Source organism: Pseudomonas helmanticensis (assembly GCF_900182985.1).
In the GTDB taxonomy this organism is placed as follows: Bacteria; Pseudomonadota; Gammaproteobacteria; order Pseudomonadales; family Pseudomonadaceae; genus Aquipseudomonas; species Aquipseudomonas helmanticensis.
The window spans coordinates 1,099,334-1,116,039 of record NZ_FXUY01000002.1 but is presented as its reverse complement, the minus strand read 5'-3'; the positions used below and the strand labels follow the sequence as shown (position 1 = coordinate 1,116,039).

15 protein-coding genes are annotated in these 16,706 nt (G+C 59.6%); 6 read left to right on the top strand and 9 right to left on the bottom strand.

Annotated elements, in window-relative coordinates:
- Nucleotides 1–214: 214 nt before the first annotated feature.
- The 5 genes from QOL84_RS27810 to QOL84_RS27790 all read right to left on the bottom strand — a co-directional run bounded on the left by QOL84_RS27810 (nt 215) and on the right by QOL84_RS27790 (nt 6,059).
- Complete coding sequence (locus QOL84_RS27810; protein WP_129395296.1) at nt 215–1,561, bottom strand: imelysin family protein; 1,347 nt, start codon at nt 1,559–1,561, stop codon at nt 215–217.
- A 227-nt stretch (nt 1,562–1,788) separates the two neighbouring features.
- The gene (locus QOL84_RS27805; protein WP_283439297.1) at nt 1,789–3,840 is read right to left on the bottom strand and encodes a putative bifunctional diguanylate cyclase/phosphodiesterase; all 2,052 of its coding nucleotides are present in this window, start codon (nt 3,838–3,840) and stop codon (nt 1,789–1,791) included.
- A 436-nt stretch (nt 3,841–4,276) separates the two neighbouring features.
- Entirely contained in the window at nt 4,277–4,873 is a 597-nt protein-coding gene (locus QOL84_RS27800; RefSeq protein ID WP_007918933.1) for a superoxide dismutase, read from the bottom strand.
- A 176-nt stretch (nt 4,874–5,049) separates the two neighbouring features.
- Nucleotides 5,050–5,652: a LysE/ArgO family amino acid transporter gene (locus QOL84_RS27795; protein WP_283439296.1), complete on the bottom strand. Its 603-nt coding sequence runs from the start codon at nt 5,650–5,652 to the stop codon at nt 5,050–5,052.
- Between the two features lie 5 nt (nt 5,653–5,657).
- Nucleotides 5,658–6,059, bottom strand: coding sequence for an ACT domain-containing protein (locus tag QOL84_RS27790; RefSeq protein WP_129395292.1), 402 nt, complete (start codon nt 6,057–6,059; stop codon nt 5,658–5,660).
- A gap of 96 nt (nt 6,060–6,155) precedes the next feature.
- Here QOL84_RS27790 and QOL84_RS27785 point away from each other — a divergent pair, with 96 nt between their 5' ends.
- The 4 genes from QOL84_RS27785 (at nt 6,156) to QOL84_RS27770 (ending at nt 10,214) form a co-directional block, all read left to right on the top strand.
- Nucleotides 6,156–7,055 (top strand): LysR family transcriptional regulator ArgP, encoded by a 900-nt coding sequence (locus QOL84_RS27785; RefSeq protein ID WP_283439295.1) that lies wholly within the window; start codon nt 6,156–6,158, stop codon nt 7,053–7,055.
- A 97-nt stretch (nt 7,056–7,152) separates the two neighbouring features.
- Nucleotides 7,153–8,145, top strand: coding sequence for an NAD-dependent epimerase/dehydratase family protein (locus QOL84_RS27780; protein WP_283439294.1), 993 nt, complete (start codon nt 7,153–7,155; stop codon nt 8,143–8,145).
- Nucleotides 8,146–8,271: 126 nt separating this feature from the next.
- Nucleotides 8,272–9,129 (top strand): ATPase, encoded by an 858-nt coding sequence (locus QOL84_RS27775; RefSeq protein ID WP_283439293.1) that lies wholly within the window; start codon nt 8,272–8,274, stop codon nt 9,127–9,129.
- A 236-nt stretch (nt 9,130–9,365) separates the two neighbouring features.
- Nucleotides 9,366–10,214 carry a cache domain-containing protein gene (locus QOL84_RS27770; RefSeq protein ID WP_283439292.1) on the top strand — a complete coding sequence of 283 codons (849 nt, stop codon included), beginning with the start codon at nt 9,366–9,368 and terminating at the stop codon, nt 10,212–10,214.
- Nucleotides 10,215–10,297: 83 nt separating this feature from the next.
- On the opposite strand, the gene QOL84_RS27765 is transcribed toward QOL84_RS27770, so the two are convergent.
- Together QOL84_RS27765 and pobA are read right to left on the bottom strand one after the other, a co-directional pair.
- Nucleotides 10,298–11,815: an MDR family MFS transporter gene (locus QOL84_RS27765; RefSeq protein WP_283439291.1), complete on the bottom strand. Its 1,518-nt coding sequence runs from the start codon at nt 11,813–11,815 to the stop codon at nt 10,298–10,300.
- Nucleotides 11,816–11,894: 79 nt separating this feature from the next.
- Nucleotides 11,895–13,088 (bottom strand): 4-hydroxybenzoate 3-monooxygenase, encoded by a 1,194-nt coding sequence (gene pobA, locus QOL84_RS27760; RefSeq protein WP_283439290.1) that lies wholly within the window; start codon nt 13,086–13,088, stop codon nt 11,895–11,897.
- Nucleotides 13,089–13,265: 177 nt separating this feature from the next.
- On the opposite strand from pobA, the gene QOL84_RS27755 reads away from it, so the two are divergent.
- The gene (locus QOL84_RS27755) at nt 13,266–14,150 is read left to right on the top strand and encodes a helix-turn-helix domain-containing protein (RefSeq protein ID WP_129395285.1); all 885 of its coding nucleotides are present in this window, start codon (nt 13,266–13,268) and stop codon (nt 14,148–14,150) included.
- Between the two features lie 138 nt (nt 14,151–14,288).
- Here QOL84_RS27755 and QOL84_RS27750 read toward each other — a convergent pair whose 3' ends face one another.
- Nucleotides 14,289–14,465 (bottom strand): hypothetical protein, encoded by a 177-nt coding sequence (locus tag QOL84_RS27750; protein WP_164979450.1) that lies wholly within the window; start codon nt 14,463–14,465, stop codon nt 14,289–14,291.
- A gap of 106 nt (nt 14,466–14,571) precedes the next feature.
- Nucleotides 14,572–15,477, bottom strand: coding sequence for a LysR family transcriptional regulator (locus QOL84_RS27745; RefSeq protein WP_283439289.1), 906 nt, complete (start codon nt 15,475–15,477; stop codon nt 14,572–14,574).
- A 114-nt stretch (nt 15,478–15,591) separates the two neighbouring features.
- Here QOL84_RS27745 and QOL84_RS27740 point away from each other — a divergent pair, with 114 nt between their 5' ends.
- Entirely contained in the window at nt 15,592–16,470 is an 879-nt protein-coding gene (locus QOL84_RS27740; RefSeq protein ID WP_283439288.1) for an MBL fold metallo-hydrolase, read from the top strand.
- Nucleotides 16,471–16,706 lie beyond the last annotated feature (236 nt).

Below are 16,706 nucleotides of genomic sequence, written 5' to 3'. Positions count from 1 at the left end.
ACCATGGAAACCTTGTGGGAGCGAGCCTGCTCGCGAAAGCGGTGTCCGACGCGCTGAAAATGTGGCGGCCGATACAGCCTTCGCGAGCAGGCTCGCTCCCACAGGGATGGGTGGTGTACCTGATATCGAACACACCCTGAAGCAGGGGTTTGTGTTTGGCATGCATGAAAAAGGCGACCCGAAGGTCGCCTTTTTTTGAAGCGGACGTAAGTGATCAGAACTCGTGATCAGCGTTGTCCGGGTTCAGGTCGCTGATGCCCAGTTTGCCGGCAGCGGCTTCGATCGATCCGGTCTGCTTGACCAAGGATGCGATGGCGTCGCGGACGATCTGGTTGCCAGCGGTGTTGCCCGCCGCGATCAACTGGTCGTAGTGCTCACCCTTGTTGGCGTGATCGACCATGACCTGGATCTTCGCTTCGGTCGCGGCCAGATCGGCTTTCAGCGCGGTGTCGGCAGCCGGATCGGCCTTGGCCACCAGCGACGACAGGCTGGCGCCGGTCATTTTGGTGCCGTCAGTGCGGGTGTACTCGCCCAGATAGACGTTACGAATGCCTTTGGCATCGTAGAAGTGCGAATTGTGCGTGTTGTCGCTAAAGCAATCCTGCTCGTCTTCAGGGGAGTTGGCTTCCAGCGAAACCTTCATGCGCTCGCCCGCCAGTTCGCCCAGCGACAGGCTGCCCATGCCGAAGAGCATTTTGCGCAGACCGGTTTCGCCCGGCTCGGCTTCCAGGGTGGCGCGGTAGTTGTCAGCCACGTTCGGCTTCCAGTTGCCGACCATTTCTTCGAGGTCGCTGACCAGCAGTTGGGTCACGGACTTCAGGTACGCGCGACGACGGTCGTTGTGCCCGCCAGTAGCGCCGGCGCCTTCCAGATAGTCGGAAGCCTGACGGTTGCCAGCGCCCGGGCCGGTGCCGTTGAGGTCTTGGCCCCACAGCAGGAATTCGATGGCGTGGTAGCCGGTGGCGACGTTGGCTTCGGAGCCGCCCAGCTCGTTGAGGCTGGCGAGTTTTTCCGGGGTGATGTCCTTGACGTCGACCTTGTCTTCGCCGACCTGAACTTCGGTGTTGGCGATGATGTTGGCGGTGGCGCCCGGGTTACCCAGTGCATGCTCGTAGGATTTGTCGACGTAGTCGATCAGACCCTCGTCCAGTGGCCAGGCGTTAACCTGACCTTCCCAATCGTCGATGATGGTGTTGCCGAAGCGGAACACTTCGCTCTGCAGGTACGGAACGCGCGCGGCGACCCAGGCAGCCTTGGCGGCTTTCAGGGTGTCGGCGTTCGGCTTGGCGAGGAAGGCATCGACGGCGGTCTGCAGGGTTTTCGCGGTGGATTCGGCATCGCTGTAGACGGCGAAGACCATGTCGGCGTAATGCGCGACCACAGCCTTGGCGGCGGCTTCGTCGACTTTACCGGCAGCGGCAGGCGCCGCCGCAGGTGCGGTGGTGCTGGCGGCTTGTGTCGGTGCGGCCGGAGCGGCAGCCTTGTCTTTGCCTTCGCCGCAACCGGCGAGGGAAATAGCGATGGCCAGCAGACTGGCGGTAGCCAGAGGCATACGAATCATGGCGAACATCCTGCTTCGTTGATTGATTGACAGGCGCGGGGGTGCGCAAAGCTGCGACATAATGCAAATCTTTCGCATTATGTGTAAAGGGTTGTGGCTGGAAATATTTCTTATTTACGCAGATCAAAAGATCGCAGCCTCGTTTCACTCGACAGCTCCTACAGGGGAATGCGATTCATGTAGGAGCTGCCGCAGGCTCGGGCCGCGATCGGACGATCTTTTGACTTTTAAAGGATCGCCGCGTTACTGCGTTGTGCTTGTTTGAGATAGACGCTCAACTCGCGCGCCGGCAGCGGTTTGCTGTAGTGGTAACCCTGACCTTCGTGGCAGCCTTCGGAAATGATGTAGCTTTCCTGCTCGGCCGTTTCCACGCCCTCGGCAATTACCTGCATGCCAAGGCTTTTGCCCAGTTGAATGATCGCGCGAACGATCGTTGCATCGTCGTCGTCATCGAGCAGATCCTGAACGAAGCTCTTGTCGATCTTGATCTTGTCCAGTGGCAGGCTTTTCAGATAGCTCAACGATGAATAGCCGGTGCCGAAGTCATCGATGGCGATCAACGCTCCGGAGCGGCGCAGGCTGAGCAAGTGTTGGGCGGCGGTGCTGATGTCTTCCATCAGGCCGGTTTCAGTGACTTCCAGCTCCAGGCTGCGCGGCGGCAGGCGGTACATCTGCATCAGGTTGTTGACCACCCGTGGCAACTCGGCGTGGTGCAGTTGCACCGTCGACAGGTTGACCGCCATGCGCAGATCGGCAAAGCCCTGATCGTGCCATTCGCGCAATTGCTTGCAGGCCTGATCGAGCACCCATTCGCCGATGGCGATGATCGTGCCGTTTTGTTCCGCCAGCGGGATGAACAGGTCTGGCGGCACCAGACCGTGCTCCGGATGTTGCCAGCGAATCAGCGCTTCGACGCCGACCACGCGGTGGTCGCGATAGCTGATCTGCGGCTGATAGACGAGGTAGAACTGGTCGCGCAGCAAGGCATCGCGCAGGTCTTTTTCCAGTTCGCGGCGGCGACGCATCTCGCTGTCGACGCTGGCGATGTAGAACTGATAACGGTTGCGCGAACGGGTCTTGGCCAGGGTCATGGTCTGCTCGGCCTTCTGCAACAGCTTCTCGGTGCTGTCGCCATCCTCCGGGAACAGGGTGATGCCGATGGTCGCGCGCAGGCGGATTTCCTGATGATCGAGGGCGAACGCCGCCTCGAGGTCATCAAGGATGCTTTGCGCCAGTTCCGCCGCTTCGTAGGGTTGTTCGATATCGGCCTGCACCAGCGCGAACTGGTCGCCACCCAGACGGGCGAGGGCGCCGAGGCGACCGCTATGCGCGCGCAGGCGATCGGCCAGTGCCAGCAACAGTTGGTCCCCGGTCTGGTAGCTGAACTGCTCGTTGATGCCTTTGAAATCATCCAGCCCCACACACAACACCGCGACCCGGCGTTGCAGCTTGCCGGCGTCGACCAGAATCTTGTCCAGTTGCTGCTGCAATTGCTGGCGGTTGGGCAGACCGGTGAGGAAATCGTACTGGGCCATGCGCAGCAGGCTGTTTTCCGCTTCGTGGCGCAGATGGGTGTTGCGTTCGATCGATTCGAGCAACTGATTGGCGGTGTTGATCCAGATCCCCAACTCGTTTTTCTCGTGGCCCTTCAGTTGCGGAATCTTGTGTTCGCTGGGCCGGTCCGGATTGATCTCGGTGAGATGCTCGATGATCCGCGACAGCGGTTTGGTCAGCAGCCAGTGATAGACCAGATACAACACCAGGCCCATGGCCAGGGCACGCAGCACGCCGGAGATAAAGATGATCACCGAGCTGACGATAAAGCCTTCGCCATAGGTCGCGGTATCGAGGGTGATGCTCAGGTCGCCGTAATACTCGCTGTACGGGCCGCGCCCCACCAGTTGGGTGGTGAAGGTGCGCTCTTGGCCGAGGATCAGGTCGGTCAGCCAGCGGCTGTTGGAATGCTGCAGATCGCGGGATTTCTGCGCGAGCATGGCTTCGTTGGGATGGCCGATGGAGGCCTGGCGCACGGCGTCGTCCTGGAACAGGCCTTCGATCACCTGCATGCCCATCTCCCGATCGAGGCTGTAAACCGCCTGGGTCGAGGGGTCGCGGAACATGTCGAGGATGCGTTCGGCGTCGCCGGCAACCGCCTGACGGGTTTTATAGGCATCGAAAACAATCTGCGCGCAGCTCAAGACTACGCCGACGATCAATGCCGACAGGAGCACGACCCGGAGCAACTTCACCGACAAGCTGTTCTTGAGTTCCAGCTTCAAAGGGTTATTCCTTAATCCGTGCGGGTAGCGTCAAGTTGCCATGAGTATTGGCAATCCCGTGTTGGCAGTCAAAGGGACAATCAGGCCCAGGATGATTTGCCTGTGGCGTTGGCCGAAATGCTGCTGTCTGGAGTATTAGCCCTATTTGTACTGTGTCGGTAGTTTTGGCCCTCAACTTGAGCGGTTCGCAGCTTTTTTTCCTCTTTTTGATGTTAGCCCGCTGTGGCATGGCGGCAAGCAGCGGCAGACAGCTTTAATCGTGAGAGAAACGCCATTGATCGTTCTCACGCTCAACGTGGGAATGCCGCTAGGGACGCTCTGCGTCCAGTGACGCGGAGCGTCACGGTATGCATTCCCACGCAGGAGCGTGGGAACGATCATCGAACGCCCATAAAAAAACCCGGCCAAAAGCCGGGTTTTTTGACTGGCGCGCAGCTTAAGCGGTGAAGGTTTTGCCTTCGAACTGCTCAGCAACGAACTTCCAGTTGACCAGGTTCCAGAACGCTTCGACATACTTCGGACGAACGTTGCGGTAGTCGATGTAGTAAGCGTGTTCCCAGACGTCGCAGGTCAGCAGCGGGGTGTCGCCGCTGGTCAGCGGGTTGCCGGCGCCGATGGTGCTGGCCAGGGCCAGGGAACCGTCAGCCTTTTTCACCAGCCAGCCCCAGCCGGAACCGAAGGTGCCGATCGAGGTTTTGCTGAACTCTTCCTTGAACTTGTCGAACGAACCGAAGGCTGCGTTGATGGCTTCAGCCAGCGCGCCGGTTGGTTGACCGCCGGCGTTTGGCGCCAGGCAGTTCCAGTAGAAAGTGTGGTTCCAGACCTGAGCGGCGTTGTTGAAGATACCGCCCGAGGAAGTCTTGACGATTTCTTCCAGGGTCTTGCCTTCGAACTCGGTGCCTGGCACCAGGTTGTTCAGGTTCACGACGTAGGTGTTGTGGTGCTTGTCGTGGTGGTATTCCAGGGTTTCCTTGGAAATGTGCGGCTGCAGGGCATCGTGTGCGTAAGGCAGCGGCGGCAATTCGAAAGCCATGATGATTCTCCTAATCAGGTCTGTTGCGGTGAGCGCAAGGCCGATCACGGGCGGCCAGAAATGCACCGGCGAGTTTTTACTCTTTGCGGCGCAGGGTTTCGATCATAGCACCGGGGTTGCGGCATAACCACGCAACAACTGTGTGGGATAGAGGTTCCAGAGCTGTTTGGAATAAATCAGGACGCCAATATCAGTTGTCCGGCGACCGTGAACATCATCAGCGCCACCACCAGATCAAGGATCCGCCAGGTACTCGGCCGGGCCAGCCACGGCGCCAACCACGCTGCACCCAATGCCAAGGTGAAAAACCACAACAGCGAAGCACTCGCAGCACCGACCACATAGGCCCCCGGCACCGATTGCTGCGCGCCGAGAGAGCCGATCAGCAACACCGTATCGAGATAAACGTGCGGGTTGAGCAAGGTCACTGCCAGCGCACTGAGCATCACCGCACGCAGCGAACGCACGGTCTGGTTTTCACCCTGATCCATGCTCTGTTTCGAACAGGCCCGGCGCAGTGCCTGGCTGCCGTACCAGATCAAAAATGTCGCGCCGCCCCAACGGGCAATCGCCAGCAGCGTCGGGTTCTGCGCCAGAACCGTCGCCAGGCCGAATACCCCGGCCGCGACCAGCAGCGCATCGCAGACCACGCACAATGCCGCCACCGGCAGGTGATGTTCACGGCGCAGGCTTTGCGCCAACACAAACGCGTTCTGCGTACCGATCGCCATGATCAGCCCGAACGCCACCAGCAAGCCGTTCACATAGCTTTGCCACATAAGAATTACTCCGCATTGGCTGCCAGGTCGCGCAGCACCTGCATGGCGCGCTCGGCATCGGCCTGGCCGACGAACAAATGGTCGTGGTAGTAACCGGCGATCACGTTGCAACTGATCCCGGCCTTGCCCAATGCCGTGGCGAATGCGGCGGTGAGGCCAACCGCCTCCAGCGCCGAATGCACGTTGAGGGTGATCCACGCGGCGACATAGTCGAAGCTGAATCCGGCCTGCTCGGCGTGGGCGCGTTCGACAATCACCGTCAGGCCTTCCTGTTCGCGGAAGCTGCCGACAATCTCCAGGCCACTGGGCAACTGGCCGTCGCGCAGGGTGCAGAACACGTATTCGCCGGCATTGAGTTGCGGGCTCATGCTGCGCAACAGGGTTGTGAGTGAGGTTTCGCCAGCCATTGAGGTGTTCCTTGATAAAGAGTGCTTGCTGGCTATTCTCCGGTCGAACGCTGTATAAGAAAAACCAATAGTGCTGATCGCTCATTAGGAAAACTGATGTTCGACTACAAATTACTTTCTGCTCTGGCCGCCGTGGTCGAGCAGGCTGGATTCGAACGTGCCGCGCAGGTACTGGGTTTGTCGCAATCGGCGATCTCGCAGCGGATCAAATTGCTCGAAGCGCGGGTCGGCCAACCGGTGCTGGTGCGCGGCACACCGCCGTCGCCGACCGAGATTGGCCGGCGGCTGCTTAACCATGTGCAGCAGGTGCGATTGCTTGAGCGTGACTTGCAAACGCTGGTGCCAGCGTTGGACGAAGAGGGCCTGCCGGAGCGTTTGCGTATCGCGCTCAACGCCGACAGCCTCGCCACGTGGTGGGCGCAAGCGGTGGGCGACTTCTGCGCAGAACAGCATTTGTTGCTGGATCTGATCGTCGAAGACCAGACCGTCGGCCTCAAACGCATGCGTGCCGGAGAAGTGGCCGCATGCCTTTGCGCCAGTGAACGGCCGGTGGCCGGCGCGCGCAGTGTGCTGCTCGGCGCGATGCGTTATCGCGCACTGGCCAGCCCGGCGTTCATCGAACGGCATTTCCCGGATGGCGTGCGCGCCGAACAATTGCCGCGCACCCCGGCGCTGGTGTTCGGCCCGGACGACTTCCTCCAGCATCGCTATCTGGCATCGCTGGGTGTCGATGGTGGTTTCGAGCACCATTTATGCCCGTCCTCGGAAGGTTTTATCCGTCTGACCGAAGCCGGACTCGGCTGGGGCCTGGTGCCGGAACTGCAAGTGCGCGAGCAGTTGCAGCGTGGCGAATTGCGCGAGCTGTTGCCAGATAAACCGATCGACGTGCCGTTGTACTGGCATCATTGGCGCAATGGCGGTCAGTTGCTGGGCTTGCTGACCGAGCAATTGGTGCGTGCTTCTGCGCAATGGCTAGTGCCTTTAAAACAGCCATAAGCGTCAAGCTGCGAGCGGCAAGTTCAGCGCTGCGCACCGTTTTAAACTTGCAGCTAAAAGCTCGATGCTTGCAGCTGTTTTTTTGTTGGAGCTCTACATGAAAATTCTGGTCACCGGCGCAAGCGGCTTCATTGGCGGACGCTTTGCGCGTTTCGCCCTGGAGCAGGGCCTGGACGTGCGGGTCAACGGTCGCCGGGCCGAGAGCGTCGAGCATCTGGTACGCCGTGGTGCCGAATTTGTGCCCGGCGATCTGACCGATCCCGAGTTGGTCCGCGAACTGTGTTCCGACGTCGAAGCTGTGGTGCATTGCGCTGGCGCCGTCGGGCTTTGGGGACGTTATCAGGACTTCCATCAGGGCAACGTGCAGGTCACCGAAAACGTCGTCGAAGCCTGCCTCAAGCAGCGCGTCCGGCGTTTGGTGCACCTGTCGTCGCCATCGATTTACTTCGATGGCCGCGACCATTTGGGCCTGACCGAAGAGCAAGTGCCCAAACGCTTCAAGCATCACTATGCCGCGACCAAGTACCTGGCTGAGCAAAAAGTCTTCGGTGCGCAGGAATTCGGTCTCGAAACCATCGCCCTGCGCCCGCGTTTCGTCACCGGTGCCGGCGACATGAGTATCTTCCCGCGCCTGCTCAACATGCAGCGCAAGGGTCGGCTGGCGATCATCGGCAACGGTCTGAACAAGGTCGATTTCACCAGCGTGCAGAACCTCAACGAAGCCATGCTCAGCAGTCTGCTGGCGGCGGGGTCTGCGCTGGGCAAGGCCTACAACATCAGCAACGGCGCGCCTGTGCCGCTGTGGGATGTGGTCAATTACGTGATGCGCAAGATGGAAGTCCCACAGGTCACCAAGTACCGTTCCTACGGATTGGCCTATAGCTTCGCGGCGCTCAACGAAGGTGCGTGCAAACTCTGGCCGGGCCGGCCGGAACCAACGCTGTCGCGCTTGGGCATGCAAGTGATGAAAAAAAATTTCACCCTCGACATCAGCCGCGCCCGGCATTATCTGGACTACGATCCGAAAGTCAGCCTGTGGTCGGCGCTGGATGAGTTCTGCGCATGGTGGAAAGCGCAGGACATTCGCTGAAACGCGTTGAAATGAATCGGCCGGCCGGCAATGAACCGCACCGCAGGTTGAGGGTCAATGCCTGCGGCTGCGCCGGTTATACTTCGCAGCATTTAGCCATCACCGCGTTTCACAAAGGTTGCCTCAATGTCCATGCGTAATGATGCCCACGACGATTTCGATGATGTCCCGAGCCTGCGTGCCGACACTTTCGACGACGATGACATTCCGACCACCGCGCGCACCTCCGTGCATTCGCGCACGCCGCCTGTGGTCAAGGTCAAGGCGGCCAGCACCGGGCCGCTGTGGGCACTGGTCGGCGCGTTGTTTTTTGCCTTCATCGGTCTGGCCTGGTGGAGTTTTCAGCAGATTTCCCTGATGGAGCAGCAACTGGTGGCGACCCAGGAAAGTTTTGCCCGCATCAGCGAAGAAGCGGCAGGGCGCCTGCAGGATATTTCCGGCAAGGTGGTGGCCAGTCAGAGCAACGTCACCAGTGACAGCGAAGCGTTGAAACTGCAGATCAAACAGCTGGAAGGCAAGTTGCTCGATCAGAGCAAAGAGCAGCAAGGCGTGGCCGGTCAGGCCAGCGATCTCGACAAGCGCCTGGCGCAGATGACCGCGCAGACCTCCGAGCAGCAGAACGCCAACAGCCAGTTGCAGGCGCAGGTCAAAGCCTTGAGTGCAGAATTGGCGACGCTGAAAAGCACCCCGGCCGATACCAGCAAGGTCGACACGCAGTTGAAGGCTTTCGATGCGCAGTTCAAAAGCCTCGGCGCCGATATCGCGGCGTTGAAGAAGCAAGGTAATCCGAGTGCCGCGATCGATCGGCTGGAGCAGGAAATCGTCGTACTCAAAAGCGAGCAGGACAACCGGCCGGCAGCGCCTCAGGGCGGCGCCGCGAATACCGCTGAGTTTGATGCGTTTCGCGGTCAGATGACCCGCAACCTCAACACCTTGCAGGCGCAGATCCAGAACTTGCAGCAGCAGATCAATTCCCGCCCGTAGGGCTTAAGCGTTGGGGAACTCCTGTGGCGAGGGGGCTTGCCCCCGTTGGGTTGCGAAGCAGCCCTAAAATCCGAAACGCGGTTTACCTGGAATTGCAGGGGAGTGCTGCGCACTCCAACGGGGGCAAGCCCCCTCGCCACAGGGGATCCTGTAATCCCCTGCATCATTCTGAATATCCATACATCACCCCAAGCCGTCTACGCTCTTGAAACACCAACAAGAACGAGGGATGCGTCATGGGGTTTGTGCATAAATTCGCCTGTCTCTGTTTGCTGTTATTGGCCGGTTTCGGCCCGGCCAGCGCCGCGACCGCCGCCAAGGATGACAGCCAGGCGGCCATCGCTTTGCTGGAAAAGGCCTTGGCCTATTACCACGACAATGGCGACAAGGCGTTCGCCGCGTTCAGCCGCCAGGGCGAGTTTGTCGACAAGGATCGCTATGTATTCGTGGTCGACACCAAAGGCGTGATGCTCGCCAGCGGCGGGCCGTCGTCAGCGCTGATCGGGCGGGATGTCAGCGAAGTGCTCGGGCCGGACTTGCAGAAGGCGTTCAAGCAGGCGTTGCTGGTGCCTGAAGGCAACGGCATCCAGCAAGCCGAATACCGTTGGCAGAACCAGGCGGACGGCAAGGTCGAACGCAAGCATGTGTTTTATCAGCGCATCGGCCAGCGCATTCTGGCGGTCGGTTACTACTTGCCGCGCGCGTCGGCCGAGCAGGCCAAAGCCCTGCTGGATAAAGCGGCAGTTGATTTGGGCAAGGACGAGAAGGGCACGCTGACAGCGATCAATTCGCTCAAGGGCGGCTATCTGCAGGATGACTTGTATGTGTTCGTGGTCGATCTGAACACGCAGCGCTACGTTGCCCACGGCACCAACCTGCGGCTGGTCAATACCGATTTCGGCAAGGTCAGGGATCCGGAGGGCAAACCGGTCGGCGAGCCGATTCTGGCGCTGATCGGCAAGCAGGATGACGGTGAATACGAGTACCGCTGGAAGAACCCGGTGACCGGCAAGGTCGAGGACAAACATGCCTACCTGAAGAAGGCCGGGCATTTCCTCGTGGCCGTCGGTTACTACAGCCCTTGAAGATCAGAAGATCGCAGCCTGCGGCAGCTCCTACATGATTGTTCCCCTGTAGGAGCCGCCGCAGGCTGCGATCTTTTGCTGTTTTATTTGGCGCCGTGCTCGCGGCCGCGCAGCAGGCTGTTGGGCATCGCAATCGCCGCCGCCAGCCCGAGCAAAGACACCGCCGCACTCACCCACAACAAATGCCGGAACGTCACCAGCAACTCCGCGCGCAAGGCATTCTGTGCATCCCCCGGAGCGGCGTTCAGGCCATCCAGCAGCACGTTGCCCGAATGCCCCTCGCTGATCAGCGAACTGCTCGCCAGATGCGCGAAAGTGGAATCCTGCAGCAACGCCAGCAACAGCGCCGACATCAACGCCACACCCACCGCGCCGCCCAGCGAGCGGAACAGGTTGGTGGTGCTGGTGGCCACGCCGATGTCGCGTTGTTCCACCGAATTTTGCGTGCCGACCAGCGACGTCGGAAACTGCATACCGCTGGAAATGCCGCAAAGCAACATGAACAAGCCGCTGATCACGGTCGCCTCGGGCGGGCTGAACGCCATGCCAAGAATCGACATCGGCATGAGCATCGCGCCGGTCAGGATCTGCGGTTTGTAGCGCCCGGTGATCGAGGTGCGACGTCCGGCGAAATAGGCACCGATCGGCAGCCCCATCGCCAACGGCAGCAAATGCAATGCTGCGCTGTCGGCCCCGGCCCCGGTAACGCTCTGAAAGCGCAACGGCATCAGCACAATCAAGGAGATCGCCTGGAAACTGGTGAAGAAAATCGTGCACCAGCACAGCAAGGCGTTGCGGTTGGCGAACAGGTGCATCGGCAGCAACGGCTCCCGCGCCCGCCGCTCGTGCCAGACAAACACCGCCAGCACGACTACCGCACAAGCGAACAGGCCAAGCACTTCGCTGCTGCGCCAGGCATGACCCTGACCTACCTGAGTGATGCCCAATAGCAGCGCGGTCAGGCCGATGATCATCAACAGCGTGCCGAGGTAGTCGATGATCGGTTTGCGCTGCGGAATCGGTAGCCCGCGCAGATTGCGCCGCGCCACCCAGTAGGCGCCAAGGCCCAGTGGCAGGTTAATCAGAAACACCCAGCGCCACGACAGGTATTCGGTCATGTAGCCGCCAAGCACCGGGCCGGCGACGCTGGCCACCGCGTACATGCTGCTGAAGTAACCCTGGTAACGTCCGCGTTCGCGCGGCGGGACGATGTCGCCGATGATCGCCTGACTCACCGAAATCATCCCGCCGGCGCCGATACCCTGAAGGATCCGCGCCAGCACCAGTTGCTCCATGCTTTGCGCCATGCCGCAGAACAGCGAGGCGAGGGTGAACAGGCCCATGCCGAACAGCATCAGTTTGCGCCGGCCGTACAAGTCGCCGAGCTTGCCGTAAATCGGCACGGCCACGGTCATCGCCACCATGTAGCCGGAAATCACCCAGGCCAGCAAGCTGACGTCCTTGAATTGGGCGGAGATGGCCGGCATCGACACCGCGACGATGGTCTGGTCGAGAGCACCCAGAAAGATCGCCATCATCAAAGCAACGAGAACGCTGCGAATGGCCGGTTTGGGCGTTTCGGGGTGATTGAGATTGGTCACGGGCAGAACCTGCGGGCAGTTGAGGTCCCGCAGATCGTCAGGCGAGCGGGGATGCTCGCCAGTGTAAGTCGGTAGGAAGCTATTCGATAGCCTCATAAGGAAGTCCGACGTAATTTTCTGCAATGGTTTTTCGTCCCGCTTCTGAACTGACAAAGTAGTCCAGTTCCGAGGCGCTGATGCGCTGGCTGAAGTCATCGTGGTCGTCGAAACGATGCAGCATCGAAGTCATCCACCAGGAAAACCGCTCGGCCTTCCACACTCGGCGCAGACAGATTTGCGAGTACTTCTCGAGCAGATCAGTGCGACCGTCGCGGTATACCTTCAGCAGAATATTGAACAACGTGCTGACATCGCTGGCGGCGAGGTTCAAGCCTTTGGCGCCGGTTGGCGGGACGATATGCGCGGCGTCGCCGACCAGAAACATCCGCCCGTATTGCATTGGCTCGACGACAAAACTGCGCAGCGGCGCGATGCTTTTTTCAATTGACGGGCCGCTGACCAGTTTCTCCGCGAGATGCGCAGGCAGGCGACTTTTCAGCTCGTCCCAGAAGCGCTGGTCGCTCCAGTCTTCGACGTTTTCATCGGCCGGCACTTGCAGGTAATAGCGCGTGCGTGTCGCCGAACGCATGCTGCACAAAGCGAAACCGCGCTCATGGCGGGCATAGACCAATTCGTCATGCACCGGCGGTGTGTCGGCAAGAATGCCCAGCCAGCCAAATGGATAAACCCGCTCGAAGATCTTCAAACATTCAGGCGGAATCGACTGCCGGGCCACACCGTGGAAACCGTCGCAACCGGCGATGTAATCGCAATCGACACGCCAGGTTTCACCGTCCTTTTCGAAGGTGACAAAGGCTTCGTCGCTTTTCATGCCGTGGGGAACGACATTGCTCGCCTGGTAAATCGTCGCGGCTCCCGCCTCCCGACGAGCGGCCATCAGGTCACGGGTGACTTCTGTCTGGCCGTAGATCATCACGGTCTTGCCGCCCGTCAGCGCCTGCAGATCGATATGCACCTGACGTCCGTCCAGCGCCAGGTCGAAGCCTCCGTGAACCAGACCTTCGGCGTCCATCCGCTGACTCACGCCGGCCTGACGCAACAGCTCTACCATGCCTTGTTCAAGGACGCCGGCGCGGATGCGGCCGAGGACATAATCAGGCGTCTGACGTTCGAGGATCAGGGTGTCGATGCCGGCGTTGTGCAGCAATTGACCGAGGAGCAAACCGGACGGACCGGCGCCGATGATGACGAGTTGGGTTTTCAGGGTTTTCATTGTTTTTATGACTCGCAAGCTTCACGCGGCAAATGCCGGCGAATGTTTTTTATGGATCGAGTGCTTGCATTTTTCCCTTGCGGGTCTGTCAATTGAAGGTGAAAACTGAGCCGATACCTGTACATTCTGCCAATCGGTGCGATTATCGCCCCACAACCCCGAGGCTGGATTGAAGTGATGAACAAGCCTGAGCTGTCCTCGATTCCGGTGTTCAAGCTCTACGGTGAAAGCCTGGACTGGCCGACCCCTGACTTGCTGCACTGTGAAACCATTTCCTCACGCAGCCGCGAACATCATTGGGAAATCAAACCCCACCGCCACGCCGATTTGTGCCAGTTGCTCTTCGTCTTCAAAGGTCAGGCAGAGCTTGAGATCGAAGGTCAGCGCACGCAACTCGACACCCCGGCCATTCAGGTCCTGCCACCGTTGTCGGTGCATGGCTTTCGTTTTTCCGAGGACGTCGAAGGCTTCATCGTTACCCTGGCCACGCCATTGATCAGTCACTTGCAGGCGCAATTGGGTGATTCGGTGCAGGCACTGGCCTGCGCGGACAGCTACCCGGCCGGCCACGACGGCGATTATCTCAACAGTCTGTTTTCGGCGTTGCAGGCCGAGTACAACGGCCATCAACCGGCGCGGGAAATGCTCATGCATTCGCTGGTCAGCGTGATCATGGTCTGGGTCAGCCGCCAGGCGATCGTCCGCCACAAAGCCAGCCAGCGGCCGCAACGTCAGCGCGAATACCTCAATGGCTTCATTCAGTTGGTCGAGGAGACTTATCGCCAACACGTCAAGGTCGAAGACCTGGCGCATCGCCTGGGGATTTCGGTGTCGCACCTCAACGGCACGTGCCGTGAGCTGGCCGGGCAACCGGCGTTGCAGATCATGCACGAGCGGCAGTTGCTGGAAGCCAAGCGTTTGCTGACGTACACCAGCATGACGATTTACGAGATGTCGGAATTGTTGGGGTTTTCCGATCCGACCAACTTCACGCGCCTGTTCCGCCGCAGGGTCGGGATCTCACCAAAAGCCTTCCGCGATCGCTTGAAGACCGAACAGTAACCTCAAAGCCGCTGCAAAAAATGTGGGAGCTGGCTTGCCAGCGATAGCGGTGGTTCAGTCACCTTAAATGCTGAATGTCAGACCGCAATCGCTGGCAAGCCAGCTCCCACAGATTTTGTGTCTGCCTCAGCCTCAAGGTCAGCGCAGTGCGTTCAGCGAAGCATTGTGCGGAATGCAGCGCTCGAAATTGCAGCTCGCGTATTCACGCGGCAGCTGGCGCAGTTGCTCGACCCGCCAGGCAGCGGTGCCGTACAGCGCCAGCGTGGCGGCGCAGGTGATGAAAATCGCGAAGTACCTTCTTGTTTTGATGTTCATGGCGTTCACCTCTGAACGAAATACCCTGCGGTATTACTTTCAGCATAGAACAAGATCAAAAGATCGCAGCCATGCAAGAGCTGCCACAGGCTGCGATCTTTTGATTTTAAAATCCCACGTCCCACACCGGGTTCTCGGGAAACCGCTGCACCAGAAAATCCAGCATGCTGCGCAGCGCCGCCGGCATGTGCTTGCGCGAGGCGTACACCGCGTAGATGTTCATTTGCCGTGGCTCGGCATGAGGCAGCAGTCGGATCAGTTCACCGTTGTGAATATGCACCCCGGCCTGATAAGTCGGCAGCATCGCCACCCCCGCGCCGGCCAGCGTTGCGCGCAACAATGTACTGGCCTCGTTGGCGCTGATATTGCCCTGCACCGGCACCGATACCGGTTCGCCATCCTCTTCGAAATGCCACAGGCTCTTGCCGAAATACGAGTGGGTCAGGCAGTTATGCCGGCTGAGGTCTTCGACCCGCTGCGGCGGCGGGTTGTCGCCTATATATTCCGGGGCCGCGCACACCACCGAGCGACACACGGTCAAGCGCCGGGCGATCAGGTTTGGATCGAGATCATTGCTGGTGCGAATCGCCAGATCGATGCGCTCATCGACCAGATTCACCGTGCGATCGAGCATTTGCAGATCGATGCTCACACCCGGATAGCGTTTTACATACGCGGCCATCGCGTCGGCCAATTGCGCCTGGCCGAACGAAGTGCTGACGCTGATTCGCAGCAGGCCGCGCGGCGCATCGTGCGGTTCGCTGACGGCGGCCTGCATGTCGCTCGACAGTTCGATCATCTGCCGACAGCGCGGCAGAATTTCACTGCCGGCGGCGGTCAGGCTCAACTTGCGCGTGGTGCGGTGCATCAGCCGTGCGCCGACCCAGTCTTCCAGCTCCGCCAGATAACGCGACACCACCGGCCGTGACAGGTCGAGATGATCGGCGGCCGCCGACTGACTGCCCAGATCTACCACGGTGACAAACACCCGCATTGCTTGGAGACGATCCATGATTTGCCCGCTTTCAGAAACAAACTATGTTCAAGCATCGCATTTTTTGTACTGAGTCAGGCAACTAAGCTCTGTCCCATCGCCAAACACGGCATTCGGACACTGGAGCAACACATGATCGGCGTCACCCCATTCAAACGCATTCTGCTCGCCATCAGTGCACTGGGTTTTGCAGCCCACGCTGCCGCTGCCAATCTGACCCTCGATGTCTACAATCCGGGCACTAACGCCATCTTCCCGGTGACCTCGGTCCTGGTCAGCGGTGAAAAAGATGCGGTGCTGGTCGACGCACAATTCGGCAAGTCCCAGGCTGAGCAGGTCGTGGAAAAGATCCGCGCCAGCGGCAAGCACCTGACCACCATCTACATCAGCCACGGTGACCCGGATTACTATTTCGGCCTCGACACCCTGACCAAAGCTTTCCCGGACGCCAAGGTATTGGCCTCGCAGCCGACCGTCGATCACATCAACAAAACCGTTGCCGGCAAACTGGCGTTCTGGGGGCCGAAAATGGGCACCGATGTACCGGCGAAAACCATCGTGCCGGGTGTGCTCAAGGGCGACAGCCTGATGCTCGAAGGGCAGAAATTGCAGGTGGTCGGTCTTGAAGGCAAACAACCGGATCGCAGCTTTGTGTGGATTCCATCGCTCAAAGCCGTGGTCGGCGGCGTAGTGGTTGCCGAGAATATTCACGTGTGGATGGCCGATACCCAGACCGCACAATCCCACGCTGATTGGCTGGAGACCCTGCACTCGATCGAAACCCTGAAACCGAACACCGTGGTGCCGGGTCACTATCTGGGTGATAGCCGCCGTTCTCTGGCCAGCGTGAAATTTACCGCCGACTACATTAAGGCATTCGACGAAGAAACCGCGAAGGCCAAAGACTCCACGGCCCTGATCGCCGCGATGAAAAAGCGCTACCCGAAACTGGGTGAAGAAAGCTCGCTGGAACTGAGCGCGAAAGTCGCCAAGGGTGAGATGCAGTGGTAACCCGCTCTATCTGAATACTGAGGTCTCAAGGATTGCTGATTGCCTTTGTGGCGAGGGGATTTAGCGAATCGTCGCACCGCCCCGATCGGCTGCGCAGCAGTCGCAAATCCTGAGAATGCGGTTTCACAGGAAAAAGCAGGGGAGCGCTTCGCACTCCATCGGGGATAAATCCCCTCGCCACAAAGTTTCCTCAGCACAGGGAATATCTTCACTCAATAGATATGTGCCTCATTTGA

Bases quoted from the DNA above. Each gene is read 5' to 3' on its own strand.
- QOL84_RS27745 (WP_283439289.1), bottom strand. From the start codon at position 15,477: ATGGATCGTCTCCAAGCAATGCGGGTGTTTGTCACCGTGGTAGATCTG.
- pobA (WP_283439290.1), bottom strand. From the start codon at position 13,088: ATGAAAACCCTGAAAACCCAACTCGTCATCATCGGCGCCGGTCCGTCC.
- QOL84_RS27795 (WP_283439296.1), bottom strand. From the start codon at position 5,652: ATGTGGCAAAGCTATGTGAACGGCTTGCTGGTGGCGTTCGGGCTGATC.
- QOL84_RS27740 (WP_283439288.1), top strand. From the start codon at position 15,592: ATGATCGGCGTCACCCCATTCAAACGCATTCTGCTCGCCATCAGTGCA.
- QOL84_RS27800 (WP_007918933.1), bottom strand. From the start codon at position 4,873: ATGGCTTTCGAATTGCCGCCGCTGCCTTACGCACACGATGCCCTGCAG.
- QOL84_RS27780 (WP_283439294.1), top strand. From the start codon at position 7,153: ATGAAAATTCTGGTCACCGGCGCAAGCGGCTTCATTGGCGGACGCTTT.
- QOL84_RS27770 (WP_283439292.1), top strand. From the start codon at position 9,366: ATGGGGTTTGTGCATAAATTCGCCTGTCTCTGTTTGCTGTTATTGGCC.
- QOL84_RS27775 (WP_283439293.1), top strand. From the start codon at position 8,272: ATGTCCATGCGTAATGATGCCCACGACGATTTCGATGATGTCCCGAGC.
- QOL84_RS27785 (WP_283439295.1), top strand. From the start codon at position 6,156: ATGTTCGACTACAAATTACTTTCTGCTCTGGCCGCCGTGGTCGAGCAG.
- QOL84_RS27750 (WP_164979450.1), bottom strand. From the start codon at position 14,465: ATGAACATCAAAACAAGAAGGTACTTCGCGATTTTCATCACCTGCGCC.
- QOL84_RS27810 (WP_129395296.1), bottom strand. From the start codon at position 1,561: ATGATTCGTATGCCTCTGGCTACCGCCAGTCTGCTGGCCATCGCTATT.
- QOL84_RS27790 (WP_129395292.1), bottom strand. From the start codon at position 6,059: ATGGCTGGCGAAACCTCACTCACAACCCTGTTGCGCAGCATGAGCCCG.
- QOL84_RS27755 (WP_129395285.1), top strand. From the start codon at position 13,266: ATGAACAAGCCTGAGCTGTCCTCGATTCCGGTGTTCAAGCTCTACGGT.